The 20,417-nt window shown below is 63.2% G+C and carries 17 protein-coding genes; 14 read left to right on the forward strand and 3 right to left on the reverse strand.

The features are described from left to right. The first annotated feature begins 56 nt into the window (after nt 1-56). The 11 genes from edd to REH59_RS05240 all read left to right on the forward strand — a co-directional run bounded on the left by edd (nt 57) and on the right by REH59_RS05240 (nt 13,247). On the forward strand, nt 57-1,883 hold the full coding sequence (gene edd / locus REH59_RS05190; protein ID WP_003255057.1) for a phosphogluconate dehydratase: 1,827 nt from the start codon (nt 57-59) through the stop codon (nt 1,881-1,883). Beyond that, nucleotides 1,880-2,839, forward strand: coding sequence for a glucokinase (locus REH59_RS05195; RefSeq protein WP_004575645.1), 960 nt, complete (start codon nt 1,880-1,882; stop codon nt 2,837-2,839). Before edd ends, REH59_RS05195 begins: the two co-directional genes overlap by 4 nt. Nucleotides 2,840-2,917: 78 nt before the next feature. Further along, the gene (gene gltR, locus REH59_RS05200) at nt 2,918-3,643 is read left to right on the forward strand and encodes a two-component system response regulator GltR (RefSeq protein ID WP_003255055.1); all 726 of its coding nucleotides are present in this window, start codon (nt 2,918-2,920) and stop codon (nt 3,641-3,643) included. Continuing rightward, nucleotides 3,624-5,078, forward strand: coding sequence for an ATP-binding protein (locus REH59_RS05205; protein WP_014860123.1), 1,455 nt, complete (start codon nt 3,624-3,626; stop codon nt 5,076-5,078). The genes gltR and REH59_RS05205 overlap by 20 nt, the downstream gene beginning before the upstream one ends. Nucleotides 5,079-5,205: 127 nt before the next feature. Next, nucleotides 5,206-6,459: an AGE family epimerase/isomerase gene (locus REH59_RS05210; protein ID WP_014860124.1), complete on the forward strand. Its 1,254-nt coding sequence runs from the start codon at nt 5,206-5,208 to the stop codon at nt 6,457-6,459. A 107-nt stretch (nt 6,460-6,566) separates the two neighbouring features. Further along, nucleotides 6,567-7,853 (forward strand): ABC transporter substrate-binding protein, encoded by a 1,287-nt coding sequence (locus tag REH59_RS05215; RefSeq protein WP_014860125.1) that lies wholly within the window; start codon nt 6,567-6,569, stop codon nt 7,851-7,853. A gap of 133 nt (nt 7,854-7,986) precedes the next feature. After that, complete coding sequence (locus REH59_RS05220) at nt 7,987-8,895, forward strand: carbohydrate ABC transporter permease (protein ID WP_003255050.1); 909 nt, start codon at nt 7,987-7,989, stop codon at nt 8,893-8,895. Next, nucleotides 8,888-9,733, forward strand: a complete 846-nt coding sequence (locus tag REH59_RS05225; RefSeq protein WP_003255048.1) for a carbohydrate ABC transporter permease — start codon at nt 8,888-8,890, stop codon at nt 9,731-9,733. The genes REH59_RS05220 and REH59_RS05225 overlap by 8 nt, the downstream gene beginning before the upstream one ends. A 3-nt stretch (nt 9,734-9,736) precedes the next feature. Beyond that, on the forward strand, nt 9,737-10,891 hold the full coding sequence (locus REH59_RS05230; RefSeq protein ID WP_014860126.1) for an ABC transporter ATP-binding protein: 1,155 nt from the start codon (nt 9,737-9,739) through the stop codon (nt 10,889-10,891). A 40-nt stretch (nt 10,892-10,931) separates the two neighbouring features. Further along, nucleotides 10,932-12,275 (forward strand): carbohydrate porin, encoded by a 1,344-nt coding sequence (locus REH59_RS05235; protein WP_004575641.1) that lies wholly within the window; start codon nt 10,932-10,934, stop codon nt 12,273-12,275. Nucleotides 12,276-12,392: 117 nt separating this feature from the next. Beyond that, entirely contained in the window at nt 12,393-13,247 is an 855-nt protein-coding gene (locus REH59_RS05240; RefSeq protein WP_003255044.1) for a D-hexose-6-phosphate mutarotase, read from the forward strand. On the opposite strand, the gene hexR is transcribed toward REH59_RS05240, so the two are convergent. Then, nucleotides 13,240-14,103 (reverse strand): DNA-binding transcriptional regulator HexR, encoded by an 864-nt coding sequence (gene hexR, locus REH59_RS05245; RefSeq protein ID WP_169774905.1) that lies wholly within the window; start codon nt 14,101-14,103, stop codon nt 13,240-13,242. The two genes, REH59_RS05240 and hexR, sit on opposite strands and share 8 nt — an antisense overlap. 211 nt (nt 14,104-14,314) lie before the next feature. Here hexR and zwf point away from each other — a divergent pair, with 211 nt between their 5' ends. Genes zwf through REH59_RS05260 form a run of 3 tightly spaced genes read left to right on the forward strand, consistent with a single transcriptional unit; the run spans nt 14,315 to nt 17,182 of the window. Beyond that, nucleotides 14,315-15,784 (forward strand): glucose-6-phosphate dehydrogenase, encoded by a 1,470-nt coding sequence (gene zwf / locus REH59_RS05250; protein ID WP_014860127.1) that lies wholly within the window; start codon nt 14,315-14,317, stop codon nt 15,782-15,784. After that, the gene (gene pgl, locus REH59_RS05255) at nt 15,771-16,484 is read left to right on the forward strand and encodes a 6-phosphogluconolactonase (RefSeq protein ID WP_121782923.1); all 714 of its coding nucleotides are present in this window, start codon (nt 15,771-15,773) and stop codon (nt 16,482-16,484) included. Before zwf ends, pgl begins: the two co-directional genes overlap by 14 nt. Before the next feature lie 17 nt (nt 16,485-16,501). Beyond that, on the forward strand, nt 16,502-17,182 hold the full coding sequence (locus REH59_RS05260; protein WP_003255037.1) for a bifunctional 4-hydroxy-2-oxoglutarate aldolase/2-dehydro-3-deoxy-phosphogluconate aldolase: 681 nt from the start codon (nt 16,502-16,504) through the stop codon (nt 17,180-17,182). A 310-nt stretch (nt 17,183-17,492) separates the two neighbouring features. Here REH59_RS05260 and leuA read toward each other — a convergent pair whose 3' ends face one another. Both leuA and REH59_RS05270 read right to left on the reverse strand, forming a co-directional pair. Continuing rightward, nucleotides 17,493-19,166 carry a 2-isopropylmalate synthase gene (leuA, locus tag REH59_RS05265; protein WP_003255035.1) on the reverse strand — a complete coding sequence of 558 codons (1,674 nt, stop codon included), beginning with the start codon at nt 19,164-19,166 and terminating at the stop codon, nt 17,493-17,495. A gap of 422 nt (nt 19,167-19,588) precedes the next feature. Further along, on the reverse strand, nt 19,589-20,416 hold the full coding sequence (locus REH59_RS05270) for a M23 family metallopeptidase (RefSeq protein WP_003255034.1): 828 nt from the start codon (nt 20,414-20,416) through the stop codon (nt 19,589-19,591). Nucleotide 20,417: the final 1 nt, after the last annotated feature.

The raw sequence follows: 20,417 nt of genomic DNA on the forward strand, positions 1-20,417 counted from the left end.
GTTTGGAGGGGAAATGCCCGGTAAACCGCCCTTACAATTAGCCTGGAGTCCAGTACATGCATCCGCGCATCCTTGAGGTCACCCAGCGGCTGGTCGAACGCAGCCGCGCCACCCGCGAACGCTACCTGCAACTGATTCGCGGTGCGGCCAGTGAAGGCCCCATGCGTGCCAGCCTGCAGTGCGCCAACTTCGCCCACGGCGTGGCCGGTTGCGGCAGCGAAGACAAGCAGACTCTGCGCCTGATGAACGCGGCCAACGTGGCCATCGTCTCGGCCTACAACGACATGTTGTCTGCCCACCAGCCTTACTTGCACTTCCCCGAGCAGATCAAGCAGGCCCTGCGCGAGGTCGGCTCGGTCGGCCAGTTCGCCGGTGGCGTGCCGGCCATGTGCGACGGGGTGACCCAGGGCGAGCCGGGCATGGAGCTGGCGATCGCCAGCCGTGAAGTGATCGCGATGTCCACGGCGGTAGCGCTGTCGCACAACATGTTCGACGCAGCACTCATGCTGGGCATCTGCGACAAGATCGTCCCCGGGCTGATGATGGGCGCGCTGCGCTTTGGCCACCTGCCGACCATCTTCGTCCCGGGTGGGCCTATGGTTTCCGGCATCTCCAACAAGCAGAAGGCCGATGTGCGCCAGCGCTATGCCGAAGGCAAGGCCAGCCGCGAAGAGCTGTTGGAGTCCGAGATGAATTCCTACCACAGCCCCGGCACCTGCACCTTCTACGGCACCGCCAACACCAACCAGCTGGTGATGGAAGTGATGGGGCTGCACCTGCCGGGCGCCTCGTTCGTCAACCCGTACACGCCGCTGCGTGACGCACTCACCGCCGAGGCTGCGCAGCAGGTGACGCGCATGACCAAGGCCAGCGGCAGCTTCATGCCGCTGGGCGAAATCGTCGACGAGAAGGCGCTGGTCAATTCCATCGTCGCGCTGCACGCTACTGGCGGCTCGACCAACCACACCCTGCACATCCCGGCGATTGCCCAGGCTGCCGGTATCCAGCTGACCTGGCAGGACATGGCCGACCTCTCCGAAGTGGTGCCGACCCTGTCGCACGTGTACCCCAACGGCAAGGCCGACATCAACCACTTCCAGGCTGCCGGCGGCATGGCCTTCCTGATTCGTGAACTGCTCGATGCCGGCCTGCTGCACGAAGATGTCAACACCGTGGCCGGCCATGGCCTGCGCCGCTACACCCAGGAACCCTTCCTCGACAATGGCAAGCTGGTGTGGCGCGAAGGGCCGCAACACAGCCTGGACGAAAGCATCCTGCGCCCGGTGTCGCGACCATTCTCGGCCGAAGGCGGCCTGCGGGTGATGGAGGGCAACCTGGGCCGTGGCGTGATGAAAGTGTCTGCCGTTGCCCCCGAGCACCAGGTGGTCGAGGCCCCGGCGCGGGTGTTCCAGGACCAGCAGTCGCTGGCCGACGCGTTCAAGGCCGGTGAGCTGGAGCGTGACTTTGTCGCGGTGGTGCGCTTCCAGGGCCCGCGTTGCAATGGCATGCCGGAACTGCACAAGCTCACCCCGTTCCTCGGTGTATTGCAGGACCGTGGCTACAAGGTGGCGCTGGTTACCGACGGGCGTATGTCCGGTGCCTCGGGCAAGATCCCCGCGGCCATCCACGTTTGCCCGGAGGCTTACGACGGCGGCCCGCTGGCGCGGGTGCGCGATGGTGATATCGTGCGGGTCGACGGAGTCGAAGGCACGTTGCGGATCATGGTGTCGGCCGAAGAACTGGCCAGCCGTGAGCTGCCGCCGGCCCCCCAGGGTAACGACCTGGGGTGTGGGCGCGAGCTGTTCGGCTTCATGCGCATGGCGTTCAGCCCGGCAGAGCAGGGCGCCAGTGCCTTTACCTCGGCCCTGGAGCACCTCAAATGAAGCACCTGCTGGTTGGTGATATTGGCGGCACCAATGCCCGTTTTGCGTTGTGGCGTGACAACCAGCTGCATGAAGTAAATGTTTTCGCCACCGCGGACTACACCAACCCCGAGCAGGCCATCGAGGCCTACCTGGAAAGCCAAGGCATCGCCCGCGGTGGCCTGGCGGCGGTGTGCCTGGCGGTGGCCGGCCCGGTCGATGGCGATGAATTTCGCTTCACCAACAACCACTGGCGCCTGAGCCGCACGGCATTTTGCAAGACCTTGCAGGTCGAGCGACTGTTGCTGATCAATGATTTCACCGCTATGGCGCTGGGCATGACGCGTCTGCGCGAAGGCGAGTTCCGCGAGGTGTGCCCCGGCCAGGCCGACCCCTCGAGGCCGGCACTGGTGATCGGGCCAGGTACTGGCCTGGGTGTGGGCTCGCTGCTGCGTCTGGGCGAACAGCACTGGAAGGCCCTGCCGGGTGAAGGCGGGCATGTTGACCTGCCGGTAGGCAATGCTCGCGAAGCGGCAATCCACCAGCAGATCCACAGTCAGATCGGCCATGTCAGCGCCGAGGCCGTGCTCAGTGGGGGGGGGCTGGTGCGGCTGTACCAGGCGATCTGTGCGCTGGACGGCGACACGCCCAGGCACAAGACCCCGGCGCATATCACCGATGCCGCACTGGGCGGTGAGCCACGGGCGCTGGCGGTGGTCGAGCAGTTCTGTCGTTTCCTTGGGCGAGTGGCGGGTAACAATGTGCTGACGCTGGGCGCGCGAGGCGGGGTCTATATTGTGGGCGGCGTGATTCCGCGTTTTGCCGAGCTGTTCTTGCGTAGCGGGTTTGCCGCGAGTTTTGCCGACAAGGGGTGTATGAGTGGCTATTTCACCGGGGTGCCGGTGTGGCTGGTGACGGCGGAATTTTCCGGATTGGAGGGGGCAGGGGTAGCGTTGCAGCAGGCGTTGGATCACTGATGGAGCCGCTTTGCGGCGCCAATGGCACTACCCGACAGCAGGCAAAAAGACCTGCAATCAACAAGAGGAAGGACCACCTTGAGCACTGCCGGCAAATCGATCCTGATGGTCGACGACGACCAGGAAATCCGTGAACTGCTGCAAACCTACCTGAGCCGCTCCGGCTTCCAGGTACATGCCGAGGCTGACGGCAAGGGCTTTCGCCACGCGCTGGAAACCACGCCCTGCGACCTGGTCATTCTTGACGTCATGTTGCCCGACGAAGACGGCTTCAGCTTGTGCCGCTGGGTACGCCAGCACCCACGCCAGGCGCGCGTACCTATCATCATGCTCACCGCCAGCTCCGACGAGGCCGACCGGGTCATCGGCCTGGAGCTGGGCGCTGACGACTATCTGGGCAAGCCGTTCAGCCCCCGCGAATTGCAAGCGCGAATCAAGGCTTTGTTGCGCCGCTCCGAGTTCGGCCAGGCGGCGCCGGGCAGTGCCGTATTGGCCTTCGACGACTGGCGCCTGGACACGGTCAGCCACCGCCTGTTCCACCGTGATGGAGAGGAGGTGATCCTCTCTGGCGCCGACTTTGCCCTGCTCAAACTGTTCCTCGATCACCCGCAGCAAATCCTCGACCGCGACACCATCGGCAACGCCACCCGTGGCCGCGAACCGATGCCGCTGGACCGTATCGTCGACATGGCGGTCAGCCGTCTGCGCCAGCGCCTGCGCGATACCGACAAACCTCCCCGGCTGATCCGCACCGTGCGTGGCAGTGGCTACTTGTTGGCGGCGCATGTCTGCTGTGCGCCCTGAGCGGCGCTGGCGCCTGCTGCCGCGCTCCTTGCTGGGGCGCATGCTGCTGCTGACCTTGCTGGTTGTCCTGCTGGCCCAGGGGTTGTCCAGCATTATCTGGGTTTCCCAGCTGCGGGCCAGCCAGCTTCAGGGGCTGCGTGCCAGCGCCAGCAGCCTGGCCCATTCCATGAGTGCCAGCGTCAGTTACTTCCGCTCGCTGCCGGTGGCCTATCGGCCGCTGGTGCTCGACCAATTGCGCAGCATGGGTGGCACGCGTTTCTTCGTGTCGCTCAACGCCACGCCGCTGGACATGCAGGCACTGCCCGTCACCCCTCGCAAGCAGGCGGTGATCGATGAATTCCAGCAGGTGCTGCACGAGCGCCTGGGTTCGCAGATGGAAATTTCCGTGGAGTTTGTCGGGCCTGACGACCTGCGCATCTTCAACAGCGGCCTCAAACTCGACGAACTGCCGCGCTCATGGGCCCATTATTCGCTGACCCTGGAGCCGCTGAAACCCCCGGTACTGGTCACGCAGATCCGCTTGGGCGAGGGCGAATGGTTGTACATCGCCTCACTGTTGCCCGAACCGTACACGGGGCTGGAAGCCGAACGCCTGCCGCGCCAGCAGATCGGCTTCATCGTGCTGACCACGGCCTTGCTGTTGCTGTTCATCGGCTTGCTGGTGCATTGGCAAAGCTGGCCATTGAAGCGCCTGGCGCGGGCCGCCCGAGAGATGTCGCTGGGTGCCGATGTGGCGCCAGTGGCTGAAGCGGGCGGCAGCGAAGTGGTCGAGGTGAGCCGGGCATTCAACAGCATGCGCGAGCGTATCAGCCGTTACCTGACCGAACGCAGCCAGCTGTTCAGCGCCATTTCCCACGACCTGCGCACGCCGATCACGCGCCTGCGCCTGCGCGTCGAACTGCTGGAAGACGAGCGATTGCAGGCCAAGTTCAGCCAGGACCTGGACGAGCTGGAGTTGCTGGTCAAAGGCGCCTTGCAGTGCGTGAAGGACACCGACATCCACGAAAACATCGAGCCGGTCGACCTTAACCAGGTGCTGGAGATTCTGGCCGAGCCTTACCTGGGCGATGGTCGCATCACCGTCGAGGGCCAGGCGCTGGCGCCTTACCCGGGCAAGCCGCTGGCGTTGCGTCGCTGCATCGGAAACCTGATCGACAACGCCATCAAGTACGGCGAACGGGCGCGGCTACGTATCATCGACGGGGCAGAGGGCTTTGTGCTGCAGGTGGATGACCAGGGGCCCGGGGTGCCGCAACAGCAGCTGGAACAGGTGTTCGAGCCGCATTTCCGTCTGGCCGGGCAGCAGCAGGGCTATGGGCTGGGGTTGGGGATTGCACGGAACATCGCCCACAGCCATGGGGGCGAGGTGAGCTTGCTGAACCTGCGTGAGGGCGGGTTGCGGGTGACTCTGTATTTGCCGCGTGGCGTGGACTGAGTCTTGCGTTGGTAGCACTGGGCACACCAATGTCACCGCCCGGTGACAATTCCGTTTTCCTTCGTGACATCCCGCGCACGCCCGCTGGCTAGAATTCGCAAAAGCCTGGCAAGGATCAAGCTGGCCCATGAACACCCTCAACCTGCCGCCCACCAGCTGGCTCAACGCCCCGGCCCATACCGCCTGGCGCCTGGCCGAAGCACAGCGCCTGCTGGCATTCGCCAAAGCTGCGAAACTGCCCGACGGCTTCGGCAACCTGGATGCCAAAGGCCAGCTCACGCCCGGCGCCTGCGCCGAAACCATGAATACTGCGCGAATGACCCACTGCTTCGCCCTGGCCCATCTGCAGGGCATTCCCGGCAGCCTGGCCTATGCCGAACACGGTGTGGCTGCCCTGCGTGGGGCCATGCAGGACGCCAGCTACGGTGGCTGGTTCGCCCACCCCGGCGGCCAGGAAGACAGCGGCAAGTCCGCCTACCTGCATGCCTTCGTCGCCCTTGCCGCCAGCTCTGCAGTGGTGGCCGGTGCAGCCGATGCCCAGCTGTTGCTGGCCGATGCAACCGAGGTGATCGAAACGCACTTCTGGAGCGAAGCCAAGGGTGCCCTTCGAGAGACCTTCTCTCGCGCATGGCAACTGCCTGAGCCATACCGTGGCGCCAACAGCAACATGCACGCGACCGAGGCATTCCTGGCCCTGGCCGATGCCACCGGCAACAGCCTTTGGCTGCAACGCGCCTTGCGCATTGCTGAGCGCATTATCCATACCCATGCCGCCGCCAACGGTTATCGGGTCATCGAACATTTTGACGCCCATTGGCAGCCGCTGCCGGATTACAACCGCGAGCACCCCGCCGACCACTTCCGGCCCTATGGCACTACGCCCGGGCATGCCATGGAGTGGGCACGGCTACTGTTGCACCTGGAGGCCAGCCTGCAACGGGCCGGGCTGCTCGCCCCGCAGTGGCTTCCAGACAGTGCCTGCAGATTGTTCGATGCCGCCTGCCAGCATGCCTGGAACGTCGATGGCGCTGCAGGTTTCGTCTACACCCTGGACTGGGCCAATCGCCCGGTGGTGCATGCACGCCTGCACTGGGTGCACGCCGAAGCTTGTGCCGCCGCAGCAGCCTTGTTGCAGCGCACCGGCGAAGCCCAGTACGAGCAGTGGTACCGCAACTGCTGGGGCTTTATCGCCAACCATTTCATCGACCCTGTCGCTGGCAGCTGGCACCACGAACTCGATGCCCGCAACCGGCCAGCGGGGACCCTCTGGCCGGGCAAGCCCGACCTCTACCACGCCTACCAGGCGCTGCTGCTGCCAGGCTTGCCGCTGGCACCCAGCCTGGCCAGCAACCTGGCCAGCTCCAGCTATGTAACCAGATGATGACATTCACGCATCGCTTCGTTACCTGACGAGGCGGGCACGCTGTTTAGACTTCATGCTACGCAAGCGATCGACTTGCACGGCATAACAACAAGAAAGGTGCTCCGATGAATTCCACGCTCCGTCTCGCTGCCGCAATCTCTCTGGCTTCTTTACTTCCTTTGGGGGCTTCGGCTGCCGAATCCAAAGGCAGTGTCGAGGTCGTGCACTGGTGGACCTCTGGCGGTGAAAAGGCGGCGGTCGATGTGCTCAAGGCGCAGGTCGAGAAAGACGGCTTCACCTGGAAGGACGGCGCTGTTGCCGGTGGTGGTGGTGCCACGGCCATGACCGTGCTGAAAAGCCGCGCCGTCGCAGGCAACCCGCCCGGTGTCGCGCAGATCAAAGGCCCCGACATCCAGGACTGGGCGGCCACCGGCTTGCTCGACGCCGATGTGCTCAAGGATGTGGCCAAGGCCGAAAAGTGGGACTCGCTGCTCGACAAGAAAGTGGCCGACACCGTGAAGTACGACGGTGACTACGTTGCCGTACCGGTGAACATCCACCGCATCAACTGGTTGTGGATCAACCCCGAGGTGTTCAAAAAAGCCGGCATCGACAAGGCGCCTACCACCCTCGACGAATTCTACGCCGCCGCCGACAAGCTCAAGGCGGCCGGCTTCATCCCGCTGGCTCATGGTGGCCAGCCGTGGCAGGACAGCACCGTGTTCGAAAGCGTGGTGCTGGCGGTGATGGGCGCCGATGGCTACAAGAAGGCCTTGGTCGACCTCGACAGCGCAACGCTGACCGGGCCGCAGATGGTCAAGGCGCTGACCGAGCTGAAGAAAGTCGCCACCTACATGGACCCGGACGGCAAGGGCCAGGACTGGAACCTGGAAGCCGCCAAGGTCATCAACGGCAAGGCCGGCATGCAGATCATGGGCGACTGGGCCAAGAGCGAATGGACCCTGGCGAAGAAAACCGCCGGCAAGGATTACCAGTGCGTGCCGTTCCCCGGTACCGACAAGGCGTTCCTGTACAACATCGATTCGCTGGTGGTGTTCAAGCAGAACAACGCTGGCACCTCTGCTGGCCAGCAGGACATTGCCCGCAAGGTGCTGGGTGAGGATTTCCAGAAGGTCTTCAGCATCAACAAGGGTTCGATCCCGGTACGCAACGACATGCTCGCCGACATGGGCAAGTATGGTTTCGATGCCTGTGCTCAAACCTCCGCCAAGGACTTCCTTGCCGATGCTAAGACCGGCGGCCTGCAACCGAGCATGGCGCACAACATGGCCACCACGCTGGCCGTGCAGGGCGCGTTCTTCGATGTGGTGACCAACTACATCAACGACCCCAAGGCCGACCCGGCCGATGCGGCGAAGAAGCTGGCGGCGGCGATCAAGGCTGCCCAGTAACGGCTGTTCGCGGGCACGCCCGCTCCCAGATGGGCCCTGCTCACCACTGTTCCTGGTCATGACGCCGGACCTGTGGGAGCGGGCTTGCCCGCGAAGCGGTGCGTAGCACCGCCACTACCTCGGGATCCAAGACATGACTACGACCACCGCCCAACTGCGGGCCTCACCCCTGGACGCGCTTCAGCGCTGGCTGCCCAAGCTGGTGCTGGCACCCAGCATGTTCATCGTCCTGGTGGGCTTCTACGGCTACATCCTCTGGACCTTCGTGCTGTCCTTCACCACCTCGACCTTTCTGCCTACCTACAAGTGGGCGGGCCTTGCGCAATACGCCCGTCTGTTCGACAACGACCGCTGGTGGGTGGCGAGCAAGAACCTGCTTCTGTTCGGCGGCCTGTTCATTGCCATCAGCCTGGCCATCGGTGTGTTGCTGGCAGTGTTGCTCGACCAGCGCATCCGTCGCGAGGGCTTCATCCGCACTATCTACCTGTACCCCATGGCACTGTCGATGATCGTCACCGGCACGGCCTGGAAGTGGCTGCTCAACCCCGGCATGGGCCTGGACAAGCTGCTGCGCGACTGGGGCTGGGAGGGTTTTCGCCTGGACTGGCTGATCGATCCCGACCGGGTGGTGTATTGCCTGGTGATCGCGGCCGTGTGGCAGGCTTCGGGCTTCATCATGGCAATGTTCCTTGCCGGCTTGCGTGGCGTTGACCCGTCGATCATCCGCGCTGCGCAGATGGATGGTGCCAGCCTGCCGCGTATCTACTGGACCGTGGTGCTGCCCAGCCTGCGCCCGGTGTTCTTCAGCGCGCTGATGATCCTCTCGCACATTGCCATCAAGAGCTTCGACCTGGTGGCGGCAATGACGGCCGGCGGCCCGGGTTACTCCTCCGACCTGCCGGCAATGTTCATGTACTCGTTCACCTTCAGCCGCGGCCAGATGGGCATGGGCTCGGCCAGCGCCATCCTGATGCTCGGGGCAATCCTGGCGATCCTCGTGCCTTACCTGTACTCGGAGCTGCGGAGCAAACGCCATGCATAGTCCTGTCGACAAGCCGGTGCTCAGCCTCAGCCGCATGGCCATCCATGCCGTGTTGCTGATCGCTGTGCTGCTGTATCTGGTGCCGCTGGTGGTGATGCTGCTGACCAGCTTCAAGACCCCCGAAGACATCAGCACCGGCAACCTGCTGAGCTGGCCTGCAGTGATTACCGGCATAGGCTGGGTCAAGGCCTGGGGAGCGGTCAGCGGTTACTTCTGGAACTCGATCATGATCACCGTGCCCGCGGTGCTGATCTCCACCGCGATTGGTGCACTGAACGGCTATGTGCTGTCGATGTGGCGCTTCCGAGGTTCGCAACTGTTCTTCGGCCTGCTGCTGTTCGGCTGTTTCCTGCCGTTCCAGACTGTGCTGCTGCCGGCCTCGTTCACCCTCGGCAAGCTTGGCCTGGCCAGCACCACCGGTGGCCTGGTGCTGGTGCATGTGGTCTACGGCCTGGCCTTCACCACGCTGTTCTTCCGCAACTTCTACGTGAGCATCCCCGACGCATTGGTCAAGGCCGCACGGTTGGACGGCGCCGGGTTCTTCACCATCTTCCGCCGCATCATCCTGCCGATGTCCACGCCGATCATCATGGTCTGCCTGATCTGGCAGTTCACCCAGATTTGGAACGACTTCCTGTTCGGCGTGGTGTTCTCCAGCGGCGACTCGCAACCGATTACCGTAGCCCTGAACAATCTGGTCAATACCAGCACCGGGGCCAAGGAATACAACGTCGATATGGCGGCAGCGATGATCGCTGGCCTGCCAACCCTGCTGGTCTACGTGGTGGCAGGCAAATATTTCGTGCGCGGGCTGACGGCCGGCGCGGTCAAGGGGTAAGCCATGGCAACGCTCGAACTTCGCAATGTGAACAAGACCTACGGCAGCGGCCTGCCGGATACCCTCAAGGACATCCAGCTGTCGATCAAGGATGGCGAGTTCCTGATCCTGGTGGGCCCGTCGGGCTGCGGCAAGTCGACCCTGATGAACTGTATCGCCGGCCTGGAGCAGATCACCGGCGGCGCCATCCTCATTGACGAGCAGGACGTCAGTGGCATGAGCCCCAAGGACCGCGATATCGCCATGGTGTTCCAGTCCTATGCGCTGTACCCCACCATGAGCGTGCGCGAGAACATCGAATTCGGCCTGAAGATCCGCAAGCTGCCCCAGGCCGCCATCGATGAGGAAGTGGCGCGGGTGGCCAAGTTGCTGCAGATCGAACACTTGCTGGCGCGCAAGCCGGCGCAGCTGTCCGGCGGCCAGCAGCAGCGCGTGGCCATGGGCCGGGCACTGGCGCGGCGACCCAAGATTTACCTGTTCGATGAACCCCTGTCCAACCTCGATGCCAAGCTGCGGGTCGAAATGCGCACCGAAATGAAGTTGATGCACCAGCGCCTGAAGACCACCACGGTGTACGTCACCCATGACCAGATCGAGGCCATGACCCTGGGCGACAAGGTGGCGGTGATGAAGGACGGCATCATCCAGCAGTTCGGCACCCCGCAGCAGATCTACAACGACCCGGCCAACCAGTTCGTGGCCAGCTTTATCGGTTCGCCGCCAATGAACTTCATTCCGGTGCGTCTGGCCAGGCAGGATGGCCGCTTGCTGGCGTTGCTCGACAGCGGCCAGGCGCGCTGCGAGCTGCCTTTGGGGCTGGCTGCTGACGCGCTGGAGGGGCGCGAGATCATCCTCGGCATCCGCCCTGAGCAGATTGCCCTGGGCGCTGCTGACGGCAATGGTTTGCCGGCTATCCGCGCCGAGGTGCAGGTCACAGAGCCCACCGGGCCGGACCTACTGGTGTTCGTCACGCTCAACCAGACCAAGGTGTGCTGCCGCCTGGCGCCAGATGTGGCGTGCCGGGTGGGTGACACCCTCAACCTGCAATTCGACCCAGCCCGGGTGCTGCTGTTCGACGCTGCCAATGGCGAGCGCCTGCACCTGGCCGGCACTGGCGCAACCGCAAAGGACAACGTGGCTCACTTCAAAGGCCGTTGAATCGTCTACACCATCAATAAGAAAAAGAGGACGCAAAGGGATGGAACAGCGCAAACGCATCAAGACACTGGGATCGCTGGCCCTGCTTGCACTTGTAGGCAGCAGCGGTACACAGGCTGCCGAGGCTTTTTCCAGCGAATCCAAATGGATGACCGGCGACTGGGGCGGCACCCGGACCGAGCTGCTGGACAAGGGCTATGACTTCACCCTCGATTATGTGGGTGAGGTGGCTGGCAACCTGCATGGCGGCTACAACGACGACAAGACCGCACGCTACAGCGACCAGTTCGCCCTCGGCGCGCATCTGGACTTGCAGAAGATACTGGGCTGGCATGATGCCGAGTTCAAGCTGGCGATCACCGAGCGAAGCGGTCGCAACCTGTCCAACGACCGCATCAGCGACCCGCGCGCCGGGCAGTTCAGCTCGGTGCAGGAGGTGTGGGGCCGTGGCCAGACCTGGCGCCTGACCCAGATGTGGATCAAGCAGAAGTACTTTGACGGCGCGCTTGACGTGAAATTTGGCCGTTTTGGCGAGGGGGAGGACTTCAACAGCTTCCCTTGCGACTTCCAGAACCTGGCCTTCTGCGGCTCGCAGGTGGGCAACTGGGTGGGCGGTATCTGGTACAACTGGCCGGTCAGCCAGTGGGCGCTGCGGGTGAAGTACAACATCACCCCGGCGTTCTTCGTGCAGGTCGGGGCCTTCGAGCAGAACCCCTCCAACCTGGAAACCGGCAACGGCTTCAAGCTGAGCGGTAGCGGTACCAAGGGTGCGATCCTGCCGGTGGAAGCGGTGTGGTCGCCCAAGGTCAATGGTCTGCCGGGCGAGTACCGCCTGGGTTACTACTACAGCACGGCCAAGGCTGACGATGTGTACGACGACGTCAACGGCAACCCGCAGGCGCTGACCGGTGAAGCCTTCAAGTCGCATTCCAGCAAGCACGGATGGTGGGTGGTGGCGCAGCAGCAGGTCACTGCCCATGGCGGCGACGTCAACCGTGGCCTTAGCCTGTTCGCCAACTTCACCGTGCACGACAAGGCCACCAACGTGGTCGACAACTACCAGCAGGTGGGGCTGGTCTACAAAGGCGCTTTCGACGCTCGGCCCAAGGATGATATCGGCTTCGGCGTGGCGCGAATTCATGTGAATGACGACGTGAAGAAGCGCGCCGAACTGCTCAACGCACAGAGCGGCATCAACGATTACGACAACCCTGGTTTCGTACCGCTGCAGCGTACCGAATACAACGCAGAGCTCTACTACGGCTTCCACGTCACCAACTGGCTGACCGTGAGGCCCAACCTGCAGTACATCAAGAGCCCTGGCGGGGTGGACGAGGTGGATAACGCGCTGGTCGCTGGCTTGAAGATTCAGTCGTCATTCTAAGGCAACTTGTTGTAAATTTACGCCAATCCATTTTCGGTTCCCGGCACCCACTGGCCTGCAGTGGGTGTTGGGGATAGGCCGAGACAGCGCTATCTCAAACAACAAGAGCTCTGAACCATGCCCGAACATCCGCTCCATCGCTTCTTTTCCTCGCAGCGGCCCCGGCCGACATTCGAGTGGGAGCGTTATCAGCAGCGCGATGTCCTGATCATCGATCACCCCCGTTGCCAGGCGGTGTTCAGCCGCCAGGGCGCGCAGTTGTTGCACTTTCAACCAGCGGGTGAACGGCCGTGGCTGTGGTGCGCCGAACAGTGGCCGCAGGTTGGGGCGATCCGGGGTGGTGTGCCGGTGTGCTGGCCCTGGTATGGCCGTCATCCCAGCGAAGACCTGTGGCCGGCCCACGGTTGGGCGCGGCTGCTGGACTGGAAGCTGGTGGACAGCCGTGAGGACGAGGAGGGCGTGACCCTGAAATGGCGGCTGGACCTGTGCGACTGGCAGGTCGACCTGCACGCCCGGCTGGGTAGCCGCATGGAACTGAGCCTGAGCACCGAGCATCAGGACAGCGAACCCTGCCAGTTGAGCCATGCGCTGCTGGCGTACTGGCGCATCAGCGACGTGTCCGAGATAGCGCTGTCTGGGTTGGAAGATATTGAGGGCTACGACCGCCTCAACCGCCAGGCTTGCCGTGAAGATGGCGCGCTGAAGCTCAAGGGCGGCTGCCAGAAGGTCTACCCCGGCACGCCACGGGTGCAATTGCAGGACCCGGCCTGGCAGCGCGAGCTGTGCATCGATACCGGTGACAGCGACGACACCGTGGTCTGGCACCCTGGCAATCGCCCGCTGATGGGGGTGACTGGCCGCGAGTCGCAGCGTTTTGTCTGCGTCGAGGCGACCAGCGGCAGTGGTGAAGGCCTGAGCCTGGCGCCTGGGCAGCGTGCGCACCTGCGTTTGCAGGCGCACCGGCTCAGTTGAGTTCGTCGTCCTCGATCGGGTAGCGGCTGGCGTTGAGGCTTTCCTTGATCTTGCGCAGGTGCGGCTGGAAGTCCACGCCGCGGCGCAGGGTCATGCCGGTGGCCAGTACATCGAGGACGGTCAGCTGGATGATCCGCGAGGTCATTGGCATGTAGATGTCGGTATCTTCCGGCAGCGGGATGTGCAGGCTCAGGCTGCAGGCATTGGCCAGTGGCGAGCCCGCGGCGGTCAGGCCCAGCACCGAAGCGCCGTTTTCACGTGCCAGGCGCGCCACTTCGACCAGTTCGCGGGTGCGCCCGGTGTAGGAAATGATCACGAACAGGTCGCCGGTGTGGGCGACCGAGGCCAGCATGCGCTGCATCAGCACATCGGCGTGGGCCGACACGGCCAGGTTGAAGCGGAAGAACTTGTGCTGCGCATCCAGGGCCACCGGGGCCGAGGCACCGAGGCCGAAGAAGTGGATCTGCCGGGCCTGGATCATCATGTCCACAGCGCGGCTGACCTGTTGCGGGTCCAGTTGCTGGCAGGCGCTGTCAAGCGAGGCGATGGCGCTGGCGAAGATCTTCTGGGTATAGGCGGCCGGGTCATCGTCGGCCTCCACTGCGCGGCTGACATACGCAGCACCACTGGCCAGGCTCTGCGCCAGTTGCAGCTTGAGCTCGGGGTAGCCGCTGACGCCGAACGAGCGGCAGAAGCGGTTGACGGTCGGTTCGCTGACCTTGGCCGCCTGGGCCAGCGCAGCGATGCTGAAACGGGTGGCTTGTTGCGGGTTGAGCAGGATGACTTCGGCGACTTTGCGTTCGGCCTTGTTCAGCTCGTCGAGGCGGCCCTGGATCTGTTCCAGGAGGTTTCGCACGCGGTCCATGGGTGTGTCCTTGGGTCGGGAAGACAGCCGGCTGTGGGAGCAGCAGGCTTTTTGCACGGTCGTCTATCGTACTGTCGGTGCGGTTGGCGCACCACTTGTCTGTAACACTTGTGTGTAATGTTGTGGTTTTTACTACATTATCCCTTGAAAACCGTGTGTGAAAGCGGTATTCCTAGACCAACTTTAGGAAAGAACCAACATCATGGCTGCAATCAGTGTCGAACCTTGCACCTTTGCCCTGTTTGGCGCCCTCGGCGACCTGGCATTGCGCAAGCTGTTTCCTGCGCTCTACCAGCTCGACCGGGCCAACCTGTTGCACCCGGACACTCGCCTGCTGGCCCTCGCCCGTGAGGTCGGCAGTGCGCAGGAGCACCTGGACAGCATCGAAGCCCACCTGCGTCGGCACGTGCCCGATGCAGATATCGAGCCTGCCGCGCTGGGTCGCTTCCTCGCCCGCCTGAATTACCAGCATCTGGACTTCCTTCAGCCCGAGGGCTATCAGGCCCTGGCCGAGCAACTGCCGGGCGAGCTGCCGCTGATTGCCTACTTCGCCACGGCGGCGGCGGTGTATGGGGCCATCTGCGAAAACCTCGACAAGGTCGGGCTGGCTGCGCGCACCCGGGTAGTGCTCGAGAAACCGATTGGCCACGACCTGGAGTCGTCGCGCCGGGTCAACGATGCCGTTGCGCGGTTTTTCCCTGAAAGCCGGGTTTACCGCATTGACCACTACCTGGGCAAAGAGACGGTGCAGAACCTGATTGCCCTGCGCTTCGCCAATAGCCTGTTCGAAACCCAGTGGAACCAGAACTCCATCTCCCATGTGGAGATTACCGTCGCGGAAAAGGTCGGTATCGAGGGCCGTTGGGGTTATTTCGACAAGGCCGGCCAACTGCGCGACATGATCCAGAACCACCTGCTGCAGTTGCTGTGCCTGATCGCCATGGACCCGCCCAGCGAACTGTCCGCCGATGCCATCCGCGACGAGAAGGTGAAAGTGCTCAAGGCCCTGGCACCGATCACTGGTGACGGTTTGAGCACCAGTGTGGTGCGCGGCCAGTACATTGCCGGCTACAGCGAAGGCAAGCCGGTACCTGGTTACCTGGAAGAAGACAACGCCAACGCCCAGAGCGACACCGAAACCTTCGTCGCCCTGCGCGCCGACATCCGCAACTGGCGCTGGTCGGGCGTGCCGTTCTACCTGCGAACCGGCAAGCGCATGCCGCAAAAACTGTCGCAGATCGTCATTCACTTCAAGGAAACGCCGCACTACATCTTCGCCCCGGAACAGCGTTTGCAGATCGGTAACAAGCTGATCATCCGCCTGCAACCGGACGAAGGCATTTCTTTACGGGTGATGACCAAGGAGCAGGGCCTGGACAAGGGCATGCAACTGCGCAGTGGCCCATTGCAGCTGAATTTTTCCGATGCCTGGCGCAGTGCACGAATTCCGGATGCCTACGAGCGGCTGTTGCTCGAAGTGATGCGCGGCAACCAGAACCTGTTCGTGCGCAAGGACGAAATCGAGTATGCCTGGAAGTGGTGCGACCAGTTGATCGCCGGCTGGCGTAATGCGGGCGATGCGCCCAAGCCATACGCGGCGGGCTCCTGGGGGCCGATGAGCTCGATTGCACTGATCACACGCGATGGGAGGGCGTGGTATGGGGATATCTGAATTGAAACTGCCAGCGGCCGTGAAGGCTCATGAACTGGCGGATGCCAAGGCACTGTCCGTGTCCTTGGCTCATGATGTGGCTGAGCGCCTGCGCGCCGCGATTGCCGCCAAGGGGCAGGCCTGTGTGGTGTTGTCTGGCGGCCGCAGCCCGGTGCCGTTCCTGGAGAAGCTGGCCAGCGAGCAGCTGGACTGGGCCAAGGTCATCGTCAGCCTGGCTGATGAGCGCTGGGTGCCAGTGGAGCACGCTGACAGCAATGCCGGCCTGCTGGCCCGCCACCTGTTGAAGGGCGCAGCGGCCAAGGCCCGCTTCGTTGGCCTGTACCAGCAGGCGGAGAACCTTGATGCAGCTGCGCTCAAATCTGACCAGGCCTTGGCCGAGCTACCGCCGATCGACGTGCTGGTGCTGGGTATGGGCGACGATGGCCATACCGCCTCGCTGTTCCCCGCCAGTCCCAACCTGGAAGCAGGCCTGGACCCGGCCGGCCCACGCCGCTGCCTGCCATTGCTGGCGCCGAGCGTGCCGCACCAGCGCCTGTCGATGACCCGTTCGCTGCTGGCCAGCGCGGCCTTCATCGCGCTGTCTGTGCAAGGCCAGGGCAAACTCGCTACCCTGCGCGCCGCGCTGGCGGGCAATGACCTTACTGAAATGCCGATTCGCGCTTTTCTTCACGACCCCCTGGACATCTACTGGTGCCCATGAGCCAAGGATCCACAGTCATGACCACCCTTGAACGCCCACAGCCCAAGCTCTCGATGGCTGATAAAGCCGCGCGGATCGACGCCATTTGCAAAAAGGCGCGCATCCTGCCGGTAATCACCATTGCTCGTGAGGAAGACATCCTGCCGCTGGCTGACGCCCTGGCCGCTGGCGGTATCCGTACCCTGGAAGTGACCCTGCGCTCACAGCATGGCCTCAAGGCCATTCAAGTGCTGCGTGAGCAGCGCCCGGAGCTGTGTGTCGGCGCCGGTACCGTGCTCGACCGCAGCATGTTCGCGGCGGTTGAAGCTGCGGGCGCGCAGTTCGTCGTTACCCCAGGCATTACCCAGGACATTCTCGAGGCTGGCGTGGACAGTGAAATCCCGCTGTTGCCGGGCATCAGCACGCCGTCCGAAATCATGATGGGCTATGCCCTGGGCTACCGCCGGTTCAAGTTGTTCCCGGCGGAAATCAGCGGCGGCGTAGCGGCGATCAAGGCCTTTGGTGGCCCGTTCGGCGATATTCGTTTTTGTCCTACCGGTGGTGTAAACCCGGCCAACGTGCGCAACTACATGGCACTGCCAAACGTGATGTGCGTGGGGGGAACCTGGATGCTCGACAGCAGCTGGATCAAGAACGGTGACTGGGCGCGGATCGAAGCGTGCAGTGCCGAGGCGATGGCACTGCTGGACGCCAACTGAAAACTGTTGTGTGCTTTACGGCTTGTGGGGCGCTTGGTCGGCGCCCCTTTTTTTGCCTGGGGTATTTGCAGTGGTTGTGCTGGCCCTTTCGCGGGTAAACCCGCTCCTACCGCACCGATCTGCGGTGGACGCACACCGGGGGTCCGTATTCGCGGGTAAACCCGCTCCTACACCTGATCGGTGGTAGACACACATTGGTGATTGGACACAGGCCGTTGTAGGAGCGGGTTTACCCGCGAAAGGGCCAGTGCAGGCCAACAAAAAAGCCCGCATCAAACGATGCGGGCTTTCTCATCCCTCATTCCAGGCTTCAGGCCGCCTTGGCTTCCTGCTGGCTCAGCGAGCGGTTCAGCGCGCTGAACAGGGCCTTGAAGCTGGCCGTGGTGATGTTCTCATCGATACCCACGCCATGCACCGGACGGCCACCGGCTACACGCAGTTCAATGTAGGCCGCGGCCTTGGCATTGGTGCCAGCGCCAATGGCGTGCTCGTTGTAGTCCATGATCTCCACGGCAATCGGCAGGCCGGCCACCAGTGCTTCCAGGGCGCCGTTGCCCTTGCCGCGCCAGTGCAGGGTGGTTTCGCCTTCACCGGCAACTTCCACTTCCACGGCGCTGTGGCCGTTTTCTTCCTGCAGGCGATGGCTGACCAGTGCGTATGGCGCGTTGGCCTGGAGGTATTCCTTGTGCAGCAGGCTGTAGATCTGCTGGGCGGTCATTTCCAGGCCCAGGCGGTCAGTCTCACCCTGCACCACCTGGCTGAATTCGATCTGCATGCGACGCGGCAGGCTGATGCCATATTCCTGCTCGAGCAGGTAGGTGATACCGCCTTTGCCCGACTGGCTGTTGACGCGGATTACCGCTTCGTAGCTGCGGCCGATGTCGGCCGGGTCGATCGGCAGGTAAGGCACCTCCCACAGTTCCCCATCCTGCTGCTTGGCGAACCCCTTGCGGATGGCGTCCTGGTGCGAGCCGGAGAACGCGGTATGGACCAGGTCGCCCACATACGGGTGACGTGGGTGCACCGGCAACTGGTTGCACTCTTCGACCACCTTGCGCACACCGTCGATGTCGGAGAAGTCCAGCAACGGGTCGATGCCCTGGGTGTAGAGGTTCAGTGCCAAGGTCACCAGGTCGACGTTACCGGTACGCTCGCCGTTGCCGAACAGGCAGCCTTCGGCACGGTCGGCGCCGGCCATGAGGCCCAGTTCGGTGGCAGCGATGCCGGTGCCGCGGTCGTTGTGGCAGTGCAGGCTGATGATCACGCTGTCGCGGCGGCTGACGTTGCGGCAGAACCACTCGATCTGGTCGGCGTAGATATTTGGCGTGGACACTTCCACGGTGGCCGGCAGGTTGAGGATGATCTTGTGTTCAGGGGTCGGGTTCCACACCTCGATGACCGCGTCGCAGACTTCCTTGGCGAACTCCATTTCAGTGGCGCTGAAGGTTTCTGGCGAGTACTGGAAGGTCCACTGGGTTTCCGGCTGCTGGGCGGCGTACTTGACGAACAGCTTGGCCGCGTTCACCGCGATGTCCTTCACGCCTTGCTTGTCCTGATTGAAGACGATGCGGCGGAACGACGGGCTGGTGGCGTTGTACAGGTGGACGATGGCCTTCTTCGCACCGCGCAGCGATTCGAAGGTGCGGGCAATCAGGTCTTCACGTGCCTGGGTGAGCACCTGGATGGTGGTGTCATCCGGGATGTGGCCGTCCTGGATCAGGGTGCGCACGAAGTCGAAATCGGTTTGCGAGGCAGACGGGAACGAGGCTTCGATCTCCTTCACGCCAACCTGCACCAAGGTCTTCCAGAAGCGCAGTTTCTTCTCCGAGTCCATCGGCTCTATCAGCGACTGGTTGCCGTCACGCAGGTCGGAACTGCACCAGATAGGTGCCTGGGTGATGGTCTTCGACGGCCAGGTACGGTCAGGCAGGTCGATGGTCGGGAAAGCGCGGTATTTCTTCGAAGGGTCTTTGAGCATGGTCATGGAAGCAATCCTTTTGTGTGCGGCCGAGATCGGGCCTGCCGAGCGATAACGATATGAAGAGGCGAGGCGACGCGATTCAGCCTGGTAGTCGGGCGCTGACCAGGCAGAGGCTGCGATGTTGTCGGAGCAGGATGAGGGTGCTGAAGGTTTTCATGCCTTCAAACTTAACCAGTGGGGTGGGGGATGGCAAGCGTTCGGGAAAAATTGAGAGGAATGCTTAAAAAAAGTAATTAGGCGAGATTTTATGGCTTGATTGGGCTGAGTGCTTCGTTGCTTTTGCGCGGTATTTTTCGATGGCGCAACACAATGGAAGAAATGCCAGCGGTGCTGGCCCATTCGTGGGTAACCCCGCGCCTACAGGTACGCCGCCCCTTGTAGGAGCGGGTTTACCCGCGAATGGGCCGGCCCAGGCAGCGCACCGTTCAGGGCTGGAACGCCCCAATGAAAATCGCCGGGTCCACCCGCGCATCGTTCAGGCTGACGTTCCAGTGCATGTGCGGCCCGGTAGCCCGCCCGGTCGAGCCCACGCGCCCGACCACCTCGCCACGACGCAGTTGCTGGCCCACCTGCACATCGATTTTCGACATGTGGCAGAACATGCTGATAAAGCCCTGCCCATGGTCGACGAACACCGTGCGGCCGTTGAAGAAATAGTCCCCCACCAGAATCACTTTGCCATTGGCGGGTGTCTTGATCGGCGTGCCTGCCGGCACCGCAAAATCCAGCCCCGCATGCGGGTTGCGTTCTTCGCCGTTGAAGAAGCGGCGCACGCCGAACTTGCTCGACAGCGGGCCGTTGACCGGCTTGTCGAGAACCAGGTTGCTCGGCAGGTTAGGGCTGAAGCTGCGGTAGGCCTTGATCTGCTCGGCCAGTTCGCGGTCGATGCGCTTGAGGTCGGCCGGGTTCGGGTTGACCTGGCGCGTGTTCTTCAGGGTGATGCGCTGCTCAGGGTACTTCTTGCTGCCTACGCTGAAAGGCAGGGTGCGCCCGCCCTGGTTCAGCACTGCGGTGCCGGGCTTCTGGGTCAGCGGGATGCCGACGATGGCCAGCCAGTTGTCCTGCTCCTTCACCACCAGCACCGGTTTGCCGTCGAAACGGGCGCTGGGTGCGTTGGCGGCGGGGCCCAGGTCGACGACTGCCACCCCGCCAGGTACCGGTTTGTTCAGTGTGCGGGTGATGTAGCTGGCCTGGGCGCCGCCGGCCAGCAGCAGCAGGGAAAGGGCAAGCAGGGGCGCGAGCACGCGGGGCATG

Origin of the sequence: Pseudomonas sp. BO3-4, from assembly GCF_034044115.1 — a bacterium.
Classification (GTDB): Bacteria; Pseudomonadota; Gammaproteobacteria; order Pseudomonadales; family Pseudomonadaceae; genus Aquipseudomonas; species Aquipseudomonas alloputida.